This window comes from Amycolatopsis sp. WQ 127309 (assembly GCF_023023025.1).
In the GTDB taxonomy this organism is placed as follows: Bacteria; Actinomycetota; Actinomycetes; order Mycobacteriales; family Pseudonocardiaceae; genus Amycolatopsis.
The window spans coordinates 3,256,424-3,270,220 of the sequence record NZ_CP095481.1 but is presented as its reverse complement, the minus strand read 5'-3'; the positions used below and the strand labels follow the sequence as shown (position 1 = coordinate 3,270,220).

General features: G+C 70.3%; 16 protein-coding genes. 6 read left to right on the top strand and 10 right to left on the bottom strand.

All coding sequences use genetic code 11. The features are described 5' to 3' along the window. Positions 1-42: 42 nt before the first annotated feature. The 5 genes from MUY22_RS15275 to ddaH all read right to left on the bottom strand — a co-directional run bounded on the left by MUY22_RS15275 (position 43) and on the right by ddaH (position 4,457). A complete protein-coding gene (locus tag MUY22_RS15275; protein WP_247060383.1) occupies positions 43-1,359 on the bottom strand; it encodes a nucleotide sugar dehydrogenase in 1,317 nt (438 codons plus the stop codon). Positions 1,360-1,556: 197 nt separating this feature from the next. Beyond that, positions 1,557-1,829 carry a helix-hairpin-helix domain-containing protein gene (locus MUY22_RS15270; protein ID WP_247060382.1) on the bottom strand — a complete coding sequence of 91 codons (273 nt, stop codon included), beginning with the start codon at positions 1,827-1,829 and terminating at the stop codon, positions 1,557-1,559. A gap of 75 nt (positions 1,830-1,904) precedes the next feature. Further along, positions 1,905-2,624 (bottom strand): glycoside hydrolase family 75 protein, encoded by a 720-nt coding sequence (locus MUY22_RS15265; protein ID WP_247060381.1) that lies wholly within the window; start codon positions 2,622-2,624, stop codon positions 1,905-1,907. 243 nt (positions 2,625-2,867) lie between these two features. Beyond that, on the bottom strand, positions 2,868-3,497 hold the full coding sequence (locus MUY22_RS15260; RefSeq protein WP_247063904.1) for a polysaccharide deacetylase family protein: 630 nt from the start codon (positions 3,495-3,497) through the stop codon (positions 2,868-2,870). A gap of 108 nt (positions 3,498-3,605) precedes the next feature. Next, positions 3,606-4,457: a dimethylargininase gene (ddaH, locus tag MUY22_RS15255; RefSeq protein WP_247060380.1), complete on the bottom strand. Its 852-nt coding sequence runs from the start codon at positions 4,455-4,457 to the stop codon at positions 3,606-3,608. 74 nt (positions 4,458-4,531) lie between these two features. Here ddaH and MUY22_RS15250 point away from each other — a divergent pair, with 74 nt between their 5' ends. Further along, entirely contained in the window at positions 4,532-4,978 is a 447-nt protein-coding gene (locus tag MUY22_RS15250; RefSeq protein ID WP_026468878.1) for an Lrp/AsnC family transcriptional regulator, read from the top strand. 203 nt (positions 4,979-5,181) lie between these two features. Here MUY22_RS15250 and MUY22_RS15245 read toward each other — a convergent pair whose 3' ends face one another. After that, entirely contained in the window at positions 5,182-5,565 is a 384-nt protein-coding gene (locus MUY22_RS15245; protein ID WP_247060379.1) for a hypothetical protein, read from the bottom strand. Positions 5,566-5,619: 54 nt separating this feature from the next. Here MUY22_RS15245 and MUY22_RS15240 point away from each other — a divergent pair, with 54 nt between their 5' ends. From MUY22_RS15240 to MUY22_RS15225, 4 genes are all read left to right on the top strand, one after another. Continuing rightward, positions 5,620-6,384 carry an enoyl-CoA hydratase gene (locus MUY22_RS15240; RefSeq protein ID WP_247060378.1) on the top strand — a complete coding sequence of 255 codons (765 nt, stop codon included), beginning with the start codon at positions 5,620-5,622 and terminating at the stop codon, positions 6,382-6,384. Between the two features lie 264 nt (positions 6,385-6,648). Beyond that, on the top strand, positions 6,649-8,571 hold the full coding sequence (locus MUY22_RS15235) for a 2-oxoacid:acceptor oxidoreductase subunit alpha (RefSeq protein ID WP_247060377.1): 1,923 nt from the start codon (positions 6,649-6,651) through the stop codon (positions 8,569-8,571). Further along, positions 8,568-9,632 (top strand): 2-oxoacid:ferredoxin oxidoreductase subunit beta, encoded by a 1,065-nt coding sequence (locus MUY22_RS15230; RefSeq protein WP_247060376.1) that lies wholly within the window; start codon positions 8,568-8,570, stop codon positions 9,630-9,632. Before MUY22_RS15235 ends, MUY22_RS15230 begins: the two co-directional genes overlap by 4 nt. Positions 9,633-9,746: 114 nt before the next feature. After that, entirely contained in the window at positions 9,747-10,076 is a 330-nt protein-coding gene (locus MUY22_RS15225; protein WP_247060375.1) for a VOC family protein, read from the top strand. A gap of 55 nt (positions 10,077-10,131) precedes the next feature. Here MUY22_RS15225 and MUY22_RS15220 read toward each other — a convergent pair whose 3' ends face one another. The 3 genes from MUY22_RS15220 to MUY22_RS15210 all read right to left on the bottom strand — a co-directional run bounded on the left by MUY22_RS15220 (position 10,132) and on the right by MUY22_RS15210 (position 12,829). Continuing rightward, positions 10,132-11,457 (bottom strand): hypothetical protein, encoded by a 1,326-nt coding sequence (locus MUY22_RS15220; protein WP_247060373.1) that lies wholly within the window; start codon positions 11,455-11,457, stop codon positions 10,132-10,134. A gap of 17 nt (positions 11,458-11,474) precedes the next feature. Then, entirely contained in the window at positions 11,475-12,527 is a 1,053-nt protein-coding gene (locus MUY22_RS15215) for a polyprenyl synthetase family protein (protein ID WP_305879382.1), read from the bottom strand. Between the two features lie 116 nt (positions 12,528-12,643). Then, a complete protein-coding gene (locus MUY22_RS15210) occupies positions 12,644-12,829 on the bottom strand; it encodes a hypothetical protein (RefSeq protein ID WP_247060372.1) in 186 nt (61 codons plus the stop codon). A gap of 35 nt (positions 12,830-12,864) precedes the next feature. Here MUY22_RS15210 and MUY22_RS15205 point away from each other — a divergent pair, with 35 nt between their 5' ends. Beyond that, positions 12,865-13,209, top strand: a complete 345-nt coding sequence (locus tag MUY22_RS15205; protein WP_247060370.1) for a hypothetical protein — start codon at positions 12,865-12,867, stop codon at positions 13,207-13,209. A 294-nt stretch (positions 13,210-13,503) separates the two neighbouring features. Here the strand turns inward: MUY22_RS15205 and MUY22_RS15200 are convergent, their stop codons facing one another. Continuing rightward, on the bottom strand, positions 13,504-13,749 hold the full coding sequence (locus MUY22_RS15200; protein WP_247063900.1) for a DUF6204 family protein: 246 nt from the start codon (positions 13,747-13,749) through the stop codon (positions 13,504-13,506). Positions 13,750-13,797: the final 48 nt, after the last annotated feature.

Here is a 13,797-nt window from a genome sequence, read left to right as displayed (position 1 = left end):
GAAAGGTTTTCGACCAAGATGAGCGCTTTACCAGACTGTGTTTTACCAGGCAAGGCCGGCGTATCCCTCTTCAAGGCGACGCTTCTCGGCGTCGGGCAGGCGGACGAGGTCGATCAGCACCCGGTCGCCGCCGTGCGGCAGGGCCGCCAGCACGTCCGGGTCCTTGCAGCCGACGATCACGACGTCGGCGTGGTCCATGACTTCTTCGACGGACCCGGCGAGCAGCGACCCGAGGTGCGGCAGCCGGCCCTCGATGTACTCACGGTTGGCGCCCATCAGCCGCGAGAGGCTGACGTTCGCGTCGTAGATCTTCAGGTCGTAACCCTTGCCGAGCAGCTTCTCGGCCAGCTCGACCAGCGGCGACTCGCGCAGGTCGTCGGTGCCCGGCTTGAACGACAGCCCGTACAGCCCGACCTTGCGCTTGCCGGTGCGCGCGACCAGGTCGAACGCCCGCTGCAGGTGCTCTTCGTTGGAGCTGAGCACGTGCGACAGGATCGGCACCTTCACGTCGGCGCGGTGCGCGGCGTAGACCAGCCCGCGCAGGTCCTTCGGCAGGCACGAGCCGCCGAACGCGAAACCGGGCTTGAGGTAGGCCGGGCTGATGTTGAGCTTGGTGTCGGCCAGGAAGACGTCGATCACCTGGTGCGAGTCGAGGCCGAGCGCGCGGCAGATCGAGCCGAGCTCGTTCGCGAACCCGATCTTGAGTCCGTGGAAGGAGTTGTCGGCGTACTTCGTCATCTCCGCGACCGGGATCGGCACGCGGAAGACGGCGCCGGGCAGGCCTTCGTAGAGCGCCGCGACGGCGTCACCGCTGAGCGCGTCGAACTCGCCGATCACCGTCTTCGGCGGGTCGAAGAAGTCGCGGACGCTGCTGCCCTCGCGCAGGAACTCGGGGTTCACCGCGACACCGAAGTCGACGCCGGCCGTGCGGCCCGAGGCCTTCTCCAAGATCGGGACCAGCAGGTCCAGGCAGGTGCCGGGCAGCATCGTGCTGCGGAAGACGACCGTGTGCCGCTCGGTCTTCTTCGCGAGCGCCTCGCCGATCTCCTCGGCGACGCGCTCGAGGTAGACCGTCGAGAGGCTGCCGTTCGGCGCCGACGGCGTACCCACGCAGACCAGCGAAATCTCGCTGTCGGCGACAGCTTCCGCGACGTCGGTCGTGGCTCTCAGCGCCCCGCTCGCGACGACTTCGGCGGTCAGCTCGCCGATCCGCTCCTCGACCACCGGGGCGTTGCCCGCGGTGATGAGGTCGATCTTGACCGGGTTGACGTCCACGCCGACCACCCGGTGCCCCTGCCCCGCCAAGCACGCGGCGGAGACACACCCGACATAACCAAGCCCGAAGACACTGATCTTCACGCCAAAACCTCCGCTTTTCCCACGCGACCCATGAGTTGGTCGGCGAGCCCCCCTGGATCGTTACCGCGAGGGCCGCGAACGGGGTAATGCGTGAGACGGCCGTGAGGCGCAACAGTTTTCCGGTAAGAATCGCGTCTCGATTCGCCCCGGAATTGCATCTTGCAGGTGGACGGGCAACGCGTTCGGCGCAGTTCTCGTCAGCGGCCCCCGGACAGATCCCCGAGAAGCCGTTTCCGTTCCGGGGTGTACGTCCACCACGGCCGGGGCGGCGCGCCGTCGGCTTGGTCGACCGCCGACATGAAGGTGTCGAGCACGCAGGGGTCGTGCCGGCGGCCGTCGGTGGCGCAGAGGCGTTCGTACAGTTCAACCGGGTCGCGCCCGGCGAGCTGGGCGGGTTCGGTGATGCCGAGCCGGCTCAGGTCGCGGACCATCGCCGGGCCGATGTTGGCCAGCTTCAGCAGTTCGCTCATGGGCCCAGCACAGCAGCCGGGGCCGGCCCGCGTCTTGTACGGATCGGCCCCGGCTGTGTCGTGCGGTGCCGTGCGTCAGTTGTTGTTCACGAAAGTCGTGGCGAGGCTTTCGCCCTTGCTGATCGCATTGGCGTGGTTCTCGATCGGGGAGACGGTCGAGTTCTTGAAGCAGATGTACGTCACACCGGAGTCGGTGCCACCGTTGGACGGGTCCGGGTTGATGCCGAGATCCTTCGCCGTCGCGTAGGAGGCTTCGCCGATGATCTGGGTCGGGCCGGTGTCGCCGATGACCGCGTACTCGATCTTGCCGTTGTAGATCACCGCGCAGGACCCGCCGCCCTTCAGCTGCGACGAGGTGTACTTCCAGATGCTGCTCGAGCTCGGCACGACGATGTAGGGCAGCTTCGCGGCACTGAGCGGCTTGCCGTCGGACTGGTGGAACGCCGTGTCGTCCTGGTAGCAGCAGTCGGTGTCCTCGTTGCACTGCGTCGTGCGCTGGCCGTCGCAGTCGATGTCCATGTCGGCCTTCCAGAAGACCGCACCGTTGGCGTCACAGACGGCGACCGTCTTGGCCGAGACGTCCTCGTCCGTCTTGTACTTGCCGCTGGAGACCTGGGTGCAGCTGTTCGTCTTGGCCAGCAGCTGCGCCGCGGTCGGACCGGCTTCGACGGAGGCCGGCGCCGCGGCGGTCTGCGCCGAGGTGGCCGGAGCCGGAGCCGGGGCAGCCGACGCGAGAGCCGAGGGCATCACGGCCGCGGCCAGCGCCATGGTCGCGAGCAGGATCAGTTTCCGCATACCTGGTGCTCCCTTTAGTTAGGAAACTTTCCTTACGGCGGCGAGCACACAGGATGCACCCCGGACGGTGACGGGTTCAAGACCCAGAGGTACGAGAATTTCCCAGCATCCGGCGGGACTTGACGAAAACGCTGCTCACCGGACGCGGCCTCGTCGAACCGGCTCGGGACGTGTTCCGACCACCGGGAAGACGGACTGACCGGCAGACCGGCAGACCGGCAGACCGGCAGACGGTTATACCGACTAACTGTCAGCTCGTCGAAACAGCCGTCGCATCCACTGCCCTCGCCGGCGGCCGCCGGACAGCACGCCGTCCAGCCACTCCTGGTCGAGGTCGTGTCGCAGCTCCGTCCGCGGCTGCAGCCAGCCGTCGCGGCTGGTCTCGCCGCTGTCGCTCGCGTACACCCGTGTCGCGCCCGCCTCACGCAGCCGGTCCAGCACCCGGCGGTCGTAAGCGCCGAACGGCAGCGAGTACCGCCGCACCGGCCGGCCGCACAGGTCGCCCAGCAGCTTCGGGGCGTCCGTCAGCTCCCGGCGCGCGTGGCGGTCGTCGAGGCGGCGCCAGTCGCGCGGCTCCCAGCCGTGCGAGCCGATCTCCATGCCGGCGCGGGCCAGGTCGCGCAGGGCGTCGCGGTCCAGGTAGCCGCGCTGCCCGAGACGGCCGGCGAGCGGGAAGAACTCCGCCGTCAGCCCGCGCTCCACGAGCCGGGGCAGCGCGATCTCGACGTCGGACTCGTTGCCGTCGTCGAAGGTCAGGTGGACGTCCGCGCGTTCCTCGACCGCGTCGAGGATGCGGTCGAACTGCTCGACCGTCACCCAGCGTTCGTTCTCCCCCGGCTCGAGCTGGCGAGCCGGCCGGCCGATCCCGTGCATGGCGAAGTTCACCGCCACCGCTTCCACCCCCTGCCACCGCGAGTAGTCGAGCTGTTACCCCGATTAATCGCGGAAGCAAACGGGTGAGTTACACCCTTTTTCCGGCAATCAGCCTTTCCTGATTTCCAGGGTGCAGCACTTCGGCCCGCCGCCGGCTTTCCGCAGCTCAGAGATGTCGACGTAGACCGGCTCGTACCCACGCTCGGCGAGCAGTTCACCCAGTCGAGTGGCCTCGACGGGGAGGACGACGTTCCGGCCGTCGGACACCCCGTTCAACCCGAAGCACTCGGCGTCGGCGGCGGTCGCGAGGACGGCGTCCGGGAACAGCCGCTCGAGCACGCGGCGTGATCCCGCGGAGAACGCCGCCGGGTAGTAGACGATCTGCGCGCGCGTCGTGTCGGTCGCCTCGGCGAGCACGAACAACGCCGTGTCGAGGTGGTAGTAGCGCGGGTCGACCAGGTTCAGCGAGACGACCGGGACGCCGAGGACCTCCTGCGCCTCGGCGTGCGCGGCCGGGTCGGTGCGGAAACCGGTGCCGGCCAGCAGCAGGCCGCCGGTCCAGGCGAAGTCGCCCTCGGCCTCGTTGATCTTCTCCGGCATGGTGATGTCGCGGTAGCCGTGTTCGACGAACCAGCGGCGGAAGTGCTCGGCCTCCGCAGTGCGCTGCGGCGCGCGGAACCGCGAGCCGAGGACGCGGCCGTCGACGACCGTGCCGGAGTTCGCGGCGAAGACCATGTCGGGCAGCCCCGGCTGCGGGTCGATCTCCTCGACGGTGTGGCCGAGACGGCGGTAGGTGTCACGCAGCTCGGTCCACTGCGCGACGGCGACGTCGGCGCTGACCGGCTGGGTCGGGTCCATCCAGGGGTTGATCACGTAGTCCACCGCGAAGAACCGCGGCGGGCACATCAGGTATCGGCGGGTGGTCGGTACGCGAGCGGCCAAGGGCTGTGATCCCTGCATGAAAGCAGGGTAAGCGAGGCCGAAACTCGCAATCAATCGCTGTTCGCTGCGCGTATCTGTGCTAAGTGTTGCGTGTGAACACCATCGACCAGCGAATCGTTTCGTGCCTCGTGGCGAACGCCCGATCGAGCTACGCCGAGATCGGCAAGGTCGTCGGGCTGTCCGCGCCGGCGGTCAAACGACGGGTCGACCGGCTGCTCGAAACCGGCATCCTGCGCGGCTTCACGGCGGTCGTCGACCCGGAGGCGCTGGGCTGGGGCACGGAGGCGTTCGTCGAGGTCACGTGCCAGGGCAACATCACCCCGGCCCGCATCCGCGCGCGGCTGGAACCGCTGCCCGAGGTGGTCGCGGCGTACACGGTCTCGGGTGCGGCGGACGCGATCGTCCACCTGCGGGCCGCCGACATCCACCACCTGGAGACGGCGCTGGAGCGGCTGCGCGGGCTGGAGATCGTGGACCGGACGGTGTCGACGGTCGTGCTGTCCCGGCTGCTCGAACGCCCGCCGACGCCGGAGGAGTGACACGGCCGGTCGCCAGTGGCGCGAAGATCGCGGAAGCGTCTGCTGACCGGAATCCGCCGTTCGCCGGGCCCGGGATCCGGCGCTGGTCGCGCCTCCCGGCTGCGCGATGGCTGGTCGCGCGAAATTGCGCGGGGCGGCGCCCCCCGTCTTCCAGCGTAGCGGCGGGTACCGACAGTTTTGGCAGCTCAGCCGCCCAAGGCGTCTCAGCCGCCCAGGGCTCGGAGTACCGCCGGGGCTTCGTCCGGGTGCAGGCGCAGCTCTGTGCGGCCCGCGGTGAACGTGATCGCCTGCTCGTCCACCGCCTGCATCGTCAGCTCTCCCGGCTCGAACGGCGCCGGTGGCCGTCCCGGGGCCAGCCACTGGACGTGGCCCGACCCGACGAGGAGCCTGCCCTGCTGTTCTCGGCCGTCCGTCAGGGTCGGGTCCCGTAGGACGCACGGGATCTTCGCCTGCTCGCCTCGGCTCAACGCCTTCCGGCGCGCCGATCGGCGGCGGGCTCCGAAGAGCTCGGCCGTGTCGATCATCGTCAGGACGTTTCCCGCCAGCACGATGAACCCCCGGACCAGGGCTCCGACCAGTTCCCCCATCCCTCCAGTCATACCCGAGCAAGGCGACGACCGCCTCGTGCCACCCTTACTCCCATGACCGACAGCATCGTCAGCGAGCACGCGGGCGGCGTCGCCCTGCTGACCGTCGACGCGCCCGGCAGCCGCAACGCGCTGACGCTCACGCTGTCTTCGCAGCTCGCGGACGCCGTCGCGGCCGCGGAGCGGGACGAGTCGGTGCACGCCGTCGTGGTCACCGGGACCCCGCCGGCGTTCTGCGCCGGGGCCGACCTCTCCGCGCTGGGCGCGGCCGACGAGGCCGGCCTGCGCGCCATCTACGAAGGCTTCCTCTCCGTCGCGCGCTGCACGCTGCCGACGATCGCGGCGGTCGGCGGCGCGGCCGTCGGCGCCGGGCTGAACCTCGCCCTCGCCGCGGACGTCCGGCTGGCCGGGCCGCGCGCGAAGTTCGTCGCGCGGTTCCTGGAGCTGGGCCTGCACCCCGGTGGCGGGATGACGTGGATGACGCAGCGGCTGGCCGGCCCGCAGCAGGCCGCCGCCATGACGTTGTTCGGGCAGCCCCTGGACGCCGAGGCGGCGGTGCGCGCCGGGCTGGCGCTGCGCGTGGTCGACGGCGGGCACGACGACCTGCTCGCCGCCGCGCGGGAGCTCGCGGCTCCGTCCGTCGCCGCGCCGCGCGAGGCCCTGCTGGCCACCAAGCGCAGCCTGCGGGCGACCGCCTCGCTGGCCGCGCACGCCGACGCCGTGGACGTCGAGATCGAGCCGCAGCTGGCGTCGCTGGCGTCCCCGGAGTTCGCCGAGCGGCTGGCGGCGATGCGGGCCCGGATCCGGTCCGGCCCGTGAGTTCTCACCACGTGGACGTGACGCGGGAGATGCGCGTCACAACGCCTCGTGACAGTTAACCGTTACCATCGGTTACAGGTATTTGCCGGACCAGCAGAGAAGAACCACTAGCGCAGCGAAGAGGTCGTCCGGGACTCGGGACACTGGGAACATCGTGGTCAAGGGCGAGCTAACCTCGTGATAGGGCCTGGTGTCCCGACTGTCATGACACCGGGCAGAGGCGACCGAAGGCCGCAACGTCGGGAGAGAGGGAATCCCTGACCCATGAGCACGAGTGCGAACGGCAACGGCGCTGGTCACGGCTCGCTCGCCGCGACCAGGCCCACCGAGATCAGCAAGCTGGACCGGGTGGTCATCCGGTTCGCGGGCGACTCGGGTGACGGGATGCAGCTGACCGGCGACCGCTTCACGTCCGAAGCCGCCGCGTTCGGCAACGACCTGTCGACGATGCCGAACTTCCCCGCCGAGATCCGCGCCCCGCAGGGCACGATCCCCGGCGTCTCCTCGTTCCAGGTCCACTTCGCCGACTACGACATCCTCACGCCCGGCGACCGGCCGGACGTGCTGGTGGCGATGAACCCCGCCGCGCTCAAGGCGAACCTGGCCGACGTGCCGCGCGGCGGCACGATCATCCTCAACACCGACGACTTCATCAAGCGGAACCTGACGAAGGTCGGCTACGCCACCGACCCGCTGGACGACGACACGCTCGAGCCCTACCAGGTGCACCGGGTCGCCATGTCGACGCTGACCCAGGGCGCGCTCGCCGACACCGGCCTCGGCAAGAAGGACGCCGAGCGCTGCAAGAACATGTTCGCCCTCGGCCTGCTGTCGTGGATGTACCACCGGCCGACCGAAGGCACCGAGCGGTTCCTGCGCGAGAAGTTCGCCAAGAAGCCGGACATCGCCGAGGCCAACATCCTGGCCTTCCGCGCGGGCTGGAACTACGGCGAGACGACCGAGTCGTTCGCGACGACCTTCCAGGTTGCCCCGGCGAAGCTGGCGCTGGGCACCTACCGGCAGATCACCGGGAACACGGCGCTGGCGTACGGGCTCGTGGCCGCCGGACAGCAGTCCGGCCTGCCGATCCTGCTCGGCACCTACCCGATCACCCCGGCGTCGGACATCCTCCACGAGCTGTCCAAGCACAAGAACTTCGGCATCCTCACCTTCCAGGCCGAGGACGAGATCGCCGGCATCGGCGCCGCGCTCGGCGCGTCCTACGGCGGCGCGCTCGGCGTCACCTCGACGTCCGGCCCGGGTGTCGCGCTGAAGTCCGAGACCATCGGCCTCGGCGTGATGATGGAGCTGCCGCTGGTCGTCATCGACGTCCAGCGCGGTGGCCCGTCGACCGGGCTGCCGACCAAGACCGAGCAGGCCGACCTGCTGCAGGCGATGTTCGGCCGCAACGGCGAGTCGCCGGTGCCGATCGTCGCGCCGCTGTCGCCGGCGGACTGCTTCGACGCGGCCGTCGAGGCCACCCGGATCGCGCTGAAGTACCGCACGCCGGTGCTGCTGCTCTCGGACGGCGCGATCGCGAACGGCTCCGAGCCGTGGCTGATCCCGGACGTCGAGACGCTGCCCGACCTGCGTGTCGAGTTCGCGACCGAACCCAACTCGGACAACGACTCCGGCGAGTTCTGGCCCTACGTCCGCGACCCCGAGACGCTCGCCCGCGCGTGGGCGATCCCGGGCACGCCCGGCCTGCAGCACCGCATCGGCGGGCTGGAGAAGGCCGACCGGACCGGGCACATCTCCTACGACCCGGACAACCACGACAAGATGGTCCGGCTGCGGCAGGCGAAGATCGACGGCATCGACGTCCCCGACGTCGTGGTCGACGACCCGAGCGGCGGCAAGGCCCGGGTGCTCGCGCTCGGCTGGGGCTCCAGCTTCGGCCCGATCGGCGCCGCGTGCCGCCGGGTGCGCAAGCTCGGCATGCCGATCGCCCAGGCCCACCTGCGGCACCTGAACCCGCTGCCGGCCAACCTCGGCGACGTCCTGCGCGCCTACGACAAGGTCGTGGTGCCGGAGATGAACCTCGGTCAGCTCTCCCTGCTGCTGCGCGCGAAGTACCTGGTGGACGTCCATTCGCACACCAAGGTCGCCGGGATGGCGTTCAAGGCCGAAGAGCTGCAGAACCTGTTCTCGGAGATCATCACCGGCGTTACGGAGGCCGTGAAGTGACCGCGATAGACCTGGGACTGCCCACCACCGGCGGGCTGGATCTCGTCCCCACCACCGACGAACCGCAGAAGGCCAAGGACTACAAGTCGGACCAGGAGGTCCGCTGGTGCCCCGGCTGCGGCGACTACGTCGTGCTCAACGCGGTCCAGTCCTTCCTGCCGACGCTCGGCCTCAAGCGCGAGAACATCGTGTTCGTCTCGGGGATCGGCTGCTCGTCGCGGTTCCCGTACTACCTGAACACCTACGGCATGCACTCGATCCACGGCCGCGCGCCGGCGATCGCGACGGGCCTGGCCACCACGCGGCCGGACCTGTCCGTGTGGGTCGTCACCGGTGACGGCGACGCGCTGTCCATCGGCGGCAACCACCTGATCCACGCGCTGCGCCGCAACGTGAACATCAAGATCCTGCTGTTCAACAACCGGATCTACGGGCTGACCAAGGGCCAGTACTCCCCGACGTCGGGGCCGGGCATGGTCACCAAGTCGTCCCCGATGGGCTCGGTGGACACGCCGTTCAACCCGCTGTCGCTGGCGATCGGCGCCGAGGCGTCGTTCGTGGGCCGCGCGATGGACTCGGACCGCAAGGGCCTCACCGAGGTCCTGCAGGCCGCGGCGGAGCACCGCGGGTCGGCGCTGGTGGAGATCTACCAGAACTGCCCGATCTTCAACGACGGCGCGTTCGACGTCCTCAAGGACGCCGACGAGGCCGCCGCCCGGCTGATCCCGCTGCGCGCCGGCGAGCCGATCCGCTTCGGGCCGAACCAGGAGTTCGGCGTCAAGCGCAGCGACTGGGGCGGCTTGGACGTCGCGAAGGTCGCCGACATCGGCGAGGACGACATCGTCGTGCACGACCCGGCGATCACCGACACGTCGTACGCGTTCGCGCTCTCGCGGCTCGGTGACCAGAACCTGAACCACGTCCCGACGGGCATCCTCCGCCAGGTCGAACGCCCGACCTACGACGACGGCGCCCGCGCCCAGGTCGAGGAAGCTCGTGCGGCCCGCAAGCCGGACCTGCGGGGCCTGCTCCACGGCAAGGACACCTGGACGGTCGCGTAACCCGCTGCTGCAAGCTCCGTGAAGGCCCCCTTACCGGCTCAAGATGCCGGGAAGGGGGCCTTCACGGCTTTCCGGGGTTGCGCAAGTTAGGACATGTGTCCTAAGTTTTGGGTCATGCGACCTTTCGTGTTCTTCGACGTCCGGACGTCCGACGTGGACGGCACCAAGAAGTTCTTCGCCGACCTGCTGGGCTGGGAGTCCGGCGGACCGTTGTTCACCGCGGACGGAGTTCCGTGGGGCGGCCTCACCGAACTCGCGCCGGACGACGACCGCGCGCCGCAGTGGCTGCCCTACGCGCCGGTGTCCGATGTGGACGACGCCACGGCGAAGGCCGTGACGCTGGGCGGCCGGGTCGTGCGCGAGCGCACGGATCTGCCGTTCGGCTCGCTGGTCGTCGTCACCGATCCCGGCGGCGCCGCACTGGTCCTGTTCCAGGCGGCCTGAAACGCCGTGAAGGCCGCCTCACGGGTTCGCGAGACGGCCTTCACTGATCAGGAACTCAGGTGAGCGGGCGGAACCCGACGCGCTCGGCGTCCTCGGCGGTGCGGAACCAGACCTCGGCCACCATCCGCGGGAACTGCTCGGACTCGTCGGTGCAGTACCGCAAAGCCGTGACGCTCGCCTTCACCTCGAAGCCGTCGCTGGGCCGGCCGCCGCCGGGCCGCGGCATCGCCGAACCGGGGCCGAACGGGCCGGGCGGAACGGAGTCCTCGGCCGACTCGCGGGCGGGCGGGGGCGGCGGCGCGTCCGGCGCGACGCCGACGGCCGTCTGGTTCGGCTGCACCGACGGCTCGAACAGCGAGCCGCTGTGCGCGCCGGTCAGCTCGGGTTCGCGGCGCTCGACCGTGCGCATCGACGGCTGGATCGGCTGCGGCGAGTCGAACCCGCCCCGCACCGCGCCGCGCGGCTGGCGCTTCGGCAGCACCTGCGTCGCCTCGGCCGGCGTCTCCGGCGGCACGTCCAGGTCGCCACCGGCCGCTTCTTCGCCGGCGAAGGCGTACTGCGGCGTCTCGTCGTCCTGGAACTCGTCCTCGAAGTCGTCCGAGAGGTCGTCCTGGAGCTCTTCCTGCGGCTCGTGCCGGGGCTCTTCCTTGCGGACCGATCCCGGGTGCTCGCCGATGTAGCGGGTGCGCTCCATCGGCTCTTCGAACGCCGAGCGCTGCGACTGCGGCTCGCGGTCGAACCAGTCCGGGTCCGCCGCGTGCGCGGCAGGCGGCGGCTGGAACAGCGACCCACCGGTGTCCGGCTCGAGCTGGTGCTCCAGCTGCGAAAGCGCCGGCGCGGGCTCGTACTGCTCGTCGTCTTCCGGGCTGAGGTACTCCGACGCGGCCGCGCGGTACGGGTCGTCCTGCTCGGGCTCCGCGACCGGCGCCATGACCTGGGTCGCGGACGCCGGGTAGACGTCTTCCGGTTCCGGCTCCGGCCGGTAGTCGTCCACCGGCGGGGTCCGCGGCGGCACCTGCGAGTCCAGCTCCGCGAAGTCCGCGTCGATGTCGTCGTGGACGTCGTCGCGGTTCACCGGCGACGCGGCGACCAGCGTCCCCGGGTACGACGTCTCCTGCGGCCGGGCCTCTTCGTACGGACTCGCGTTGTACCGGCTCTCGTCGTAGGACGGCTCCGGTCGCGTGTAGACCTCAGTACCCGGCGTGGCCGGCCCGGTGGCGTTCGCGGGCGTGCGCGCGGCGTCGGCGTGGGCCTGGGCCAGCGCGCTCTCCAGCTTGCGGACGCTCTTGCGAAGCGGAAGCACCAGCACCAGCCAGGTGAGCAGTGCCCCGACGAAGAAAGCCGCCAGGCTCCACAGCCAAACCTGTCCGAAAATGGACATCTATCCCTGCCCCTAGTTCAGTGCGTGCGCGCTACCAGGTAAGCGGCAACCGACTCGCACGCGTCACGAGCGGGTGACGCGGGCAGCGCGGTGAGCTCGGCACGCGCGCGCTGAGCGTAGTCGGAAAGGGTGACGCGTGCGCGTTCGAGTCCACTACTGACCCGCAGCAGCGCCAGCGCCTCCTCGACCAGGTCGTCGTCGGCGATCGGGCCGGACAGCAGCTCGACCAGCCGGGGATCGGTCCCGGGGTCGGCCAGCGCGTAGAGCATCGGCAACGTGCGGACGCCTTCGCGCAGGTCCGTGCCCTGTGCCTTGCCGAGCTCGTCGGACGGCGACGCGATGTCGATGATGTCGTCGGAGATCTGGAACGCCGTGCCGATGATGTCGCCGAACCGGCGCAGCGCCTCGATGTACTCGTCCGGGGCGCCGGACATCATCCCGCCGAAGCGGCCGGACGTCGCGATCAGCGAGCCGGTCTTCTGGGCGATCACGGTCAGGTAGTGCGCCACCGCGTCGTCACCCGGTCCGGGGCCGACGGTCTCGCGCATCTGGCCGGTGACCAGCTCGCCGAAGGTCTCGGCGATGATCCGCGCCGCGTCCGTGCCGAGGTCGGCGACCAGCCGCGAGGCGTGGGCGAAGAGGAAGTCGCCGGTCAGGATGGCGATCGTGTTGTCCCAGCGCGCGTTGACGCTCTCGGCGCCGCGGCGCATGTCCGCCTCGTCCATGACGTCGTCGTGGTAGAGCGTGGCCAGGTGCACCAGCTCGACCGCGGCGGCGGCGATCACGACGTGGTCGTCCTGCTTCGGCCCGAACTGCGCGGACAGCAGCGTGAACAGCGGACGGAAGCGTTTGCCCCCGGCCTCGACCAGGTGCAGCGCCGCGTCGTGGACGGCCTGGACGTCACTGCTGACGACGTCGCGGAGCAGCTTCTCGACGTCGGCCAGCCCGGCGGCGATCGCGCGCAGCAGGGCTTCGTCGGCGATCTGCAGGCCGACCGACGCGCGCAGGTCCTCGAGGGCGCCACCCGGCGCAGCGGGGAGGGATCCCGCCCCGGGGGCTGGGGAAGGCACAGACACGTCGGCTCCGCTCTACTCGTGCACCGGTCGGGTTCTCCCCTGAGCGTAGTGGCTACCCCGCGCCACCGTTTACCCGCTGTCCAGCGGAAACGGTGACGAACATGACATCGTCAGCCGGTCGGGGCCGCGTCGCGCACCCGAGCGCGCAACCACCGGTGACCGGGGTCCTTCGCGAAGCGCGGGTGCCACGCCTGCGCCATCGGCCGGAGGGGCAGGTCCGCGGGGGCCGTCGGCGTCGGGACGACGGCCACGACGTCGCTTCGGTGCGGCTGCGCGGCGAGCCGTTCCAGTGTCACTTCGCCGATCGTTTCGCCATTGTGGAGCGGGCTCAGTGGGCCGGCGATCGCGGCTGTCCCCTCGCGCCACAGCGGTGCCGAGCGCGCTGCTGTTCACGGCCGGCGTGGTGGCGCTGCTGCTGGGCATCACGTCGGGGCCGTCGGCGGGCTGGGCGAGCGTGCCGGTGCTGGGCGTGTTCGCCGCGGCCGCGGCACGGCTCGGCGCGTGGTGCGCGGTCGAACTGCGGATCGCGCACCCGATGCTCGACCCGCGGCTGTTCGCGATCCCGGCGTTGCGCGCGCACTGCCTCGCGCTGGTCGCGACGTTCTACCTCAACGGCCAGTACCTGCAGCACAGCAAGAGTTTCTCGCCGTTCCTGGCGAGCCTGGCCCGCGCGTGACGGTGGCCTTGGCCGGCCCCGCCTGCTCACGGCGTCCGACTTGGTGATCGTCGCGCTCGGCCTGGCGGCAATGTCCACAGCGGACGGTGCGACGCCATATCCGTGGTACGCCTTGGCCACGGTGGTCCTCGCGGCGGGCACAGGCCTGATCCTGCCGCTCTCGTCGGCGTCATTGCGGCGCTGCCCCACGAACGCGCCGGCATCGGCTCGGGCCTGCAGGCATGACCCGCGAACTGGGCATCGTCCTGGCCGGCGTGATGGCACTGACCGGGGCCGTCGTGGTGACGACGCGGGTCAGCGGCGCCGGATCTTGACGTCGTCCAGGCAGGTCGAGCTGACGACCAGGTCACGGTACGGGTAGCCCGCGCGCTCAAACAGCTCCATGACCATCAGCTCGGCCTGGTCGTGGGCGTCGTCACCCGATGCGACGTCGACCTGGACGCGGAAGCTGAAGCCGCCGAGATGGTGACTGTAGGTGAGCGAGCCGTCTTCACTAAAAGCCGGCTCGGCGACGTCGTCTGAGGCCGGCCGGGCGAGCAGCTTTCGCGGACGGCCTGCGTCGGCCGGTCGAACTTGCCCCGGACGAGG

Bases quoted from the DNA above. Each gene is read 5' to 3' on its own strand.
- MUY22_RS15235 (WP_247060377.1), top strand. From the start codon at position 6,649: ATGAGCACGAGTGCGAACGGCAACGGCGCTGGTCACGGCTCGCTCGCC.
- MUY22_RS15245 (WP_247060379.1), bottom strand. From the start codon at position 5,565: ATGGGGGAACTGGTCGGAGCCCTGGTCCGGGGGTTCATCGTGCTGGCG.
- MUY22_RS15260 (WP_247063904.1), bottom strand. From the start codon at position 3,497: ATGCACGGGATCGGCCGGCCGGCTCGCCAGCTCGAGCCGGGGGAGAAC.
- MUY22_RS15265 (WP_247060381.1), bottom strand. From the start codon at position 2,624: ATGCGGAAACTGATCCTGCTCGCGACCATGGCGCTGGCCGCGGCCGTG.
- MUY22_RS15220 (WP_247060373.1), bottom strand. From the start codon at position 11,457: ATGTCCATTTTCGGACAGGTTTGGCTGTGGAGCCTGGCGGCTTTCTTC.
- MUY22_RS15240 (WP_247060378.1), top strand. From the start codon at position 5,620: ATGACCGACAGCATCGTCAGCGAGCACGCGGGCGGCGTCGCCCTGCTG.
- MUY22_RS15225 (WP_247060375.1), top strand. From the start codon at position 9,747: ATGCGACCTTTCGTGTTCTTCGACGTCCGGACGTCCGACGTGGACGGC.
- MUY22_RS15270 (WP_247060382.1), bottom strand. From the start codon at position 1,829: ATGAGCGAACTGCTGAAGCTGGCCAACATCGGCCCGGCGATGGTCCGC.
- ddaH (WP_247060380.1), bottom strand. From the start codon at position 4,457: ATGCAGGGATCACAGCCCTTGGCCGCTCGCGTACCGACCACCCGCCGA.